The 2,013-nt window shown below is 54.0% G+C and carries 2 protein-coding genes; both read right to left on the bottom strand.

Translation table 11 applies throughout. The annotated features are described in order from the left end of the window. Positions 1-283: 283 nt before the first annotated feature. Positions 284-691 (bottom strand): hypothetical protein, encoded by a 408-nt coding sequence (locus K227x_RS14505; RefSeq protein ID WP_145170509.1) that lies wholly within the window; start codon positions 689-691, stop codon positions 284-286. 346 nt (positions 692-1,037) lie between these two features. Then, the gene (locus K227x_RS14500; protein ID WP_218934013.1) at positions 1,038-1,856 is read right to left on the bottom strand and encodes a PEP-CTERM sorting domain-containing protein; all 819 of its coding nucleotides are present in this window, start codon (positions 1,854-1,856) and stop codon (positions 1,038-1,040) included. Positions 1,857-2,013 lie beyond the last annotated feature (157 nt).

Below are 2,013 nucleotides of genomic sequence, written 5' to 3'. Positions count from 1 at the left end.
CAGCGTTCACTATCTCTGTTGGGGGGCAGGGTGCACTCCTAGTCTATCGAAGGAAAGTGGGCAGATGGGCCGAGGATTGCGGAAAATGACAGCAACCTGCGGACACGCAATCACCGAATCCCGCGGGAAACCAAGACCAGAAGAACGCTGCGCGAAATCGCCCCAAACGCCGCGAAATGCCGAATCGGCAATCGAAAGTAAAACGGTCTTTCCAGGCCGTCACCACGACACCCATCCCCACCACTCGACGGCCTAGAAAGGCCGTTCTACGTCACGTACCGAATCACTCACCGACGTTTTGTTTCGTCTTGAGCGCTCGAACCTCGGCCTCTAGGAGCAGCACACGATCTACCAACGCATCGATGGTTGGTTGTGCGTTTCCAGTCGCTCGATAGTTTCGCAAGCGATCGTTGTCGCGTGGCCAGTAGGGCGGAAGATTGGTGTGCGTCCGCAATTCTTCGATCTGCTTGTCCAGTGAAACTACCGAGGGATCCATGGCACTGCGAACCGAAACCTCCGAATTCCGCCGAGTGATCAAATCACGAATCACGTCCGCCTCGGCGCTGATTTCTAGCTTCGCCGATTCGATCGGGTCGCGTGAATACCCGACGCTGTCGCACAAACATGACGTGGCATAAACAACCGCAGCAAACGCCAAGGTCGATTCCAGGATCCGTCGAGAAGGACTCATGCAAGCACCACAGGTTTCGAGAGAATGGACATCGCGGACCGAACACCCTCGGAAGGACGCTGATTCCGCCGAAATCAAACCCTTGGTTGTTCCCCCAGCTGCGGAGACGTCGCACGTATTGCGAGTGCCGACGAAAGCACCAATGCCACCATACCGACGGATATGGTCGGTATCTCTGCGCCGTAACCACCTACTGCCAATCATCTGCGGAATGCGCAAGGCAACGGTTCAGATAAGTCCTGATTCTTGGCTGACCGAACTCGATGGCATCAGCAACAGCAACAGCAACATTTGAACCGTTGACCGCAGAGTGAATCCTAGCCAGCTTTGGAGGCGTGCGAAACGACTAAACGTTCCGCAGACGCGAGGCAGGACTCACGTTCTGTCGACGCCGACGCTGGATCATCCCTGCAAACAGGACTCCGGCAAACGTGAGGATCGTACTTGGCTCGGGAACCGCTCCACTTGGCGGTGGGACGGCTTCTTCTGTGAACCCTTGATAGCGGACGGCACTCTGCGAGTAGTTATAAAAACCAAATCGTCCTGACTGAAAACTGCCATTAATATCGAAGATCGTTTGCAAGGCCCCCCCTGCCACACCCACGTCAATTTTAATTCGGTTGGCCGTGTAGAGCAGGTCGAAATCGTAGACCGTATTGTCGGCCCACCCCAGGGTGGGACCCTGGTTGGTCGCAAGTACATCGAATGCGGGATTGCCGACGTCATGATTCCAAAATTTGTCCCCGACTTCCGTATTCGTTCCTTGGACTCGACTGAGAGCAAATCCCTCCTCAGCTGCACTCTGGTTAGCTTGCTTCCAATCGAACAGCAAAAAATCGTTGTCGATTCCAGTGCCATCATCGGCGGACTGGAATCCGAAAACGAACCCTATGAAGTCATCATCAGCGCCGGTTTCAACTCCGAATTTGCCGACGATGTTGGTGTTAAACAAATCAGCGTCGCTTACGAAAAAGGTCGGATTCCCATTAGTCGTCTGCAAAACAGATTTTCCGTCCAGTGCCACCTGCCAATTACCATTGCCTGCTGGGCCGGCGAGCGCCCAACCGCTGTTTAGATCGACGGGGATTACTCCGGCTGGACAGACGGATGTTGCAAACGCTAAGCCTGCCAGGGCAGCAAAAAAGCAAAGGCGATGGTGAAGCACGTTGGTGTCCTCAAAACAGGTTTGGTTGCAAAGATATTGCGACAAGCATGCCGAATATGCTCCGACTGTAACGATTGAAATACGTTCCGGCTTTTCGAATTTAATGAAAAACTAGGGGGTTTGCAACGTCTCGGCAGAGGGGCCATCCAACAAATCC

The sequence above is a fragment of the Rubripirellula lacrimiformis genome (assembly GCF_007741535.1).
GTDB lineage: Bacteria > Planctomycetota > Planctomycetia > Pirellulales > Pirellulaceae > Rubripirellula > Rubripirellula lacrimiformis.
This window is presented reverse-complemented; position numbering and strand designations above follow the sequence as displayed.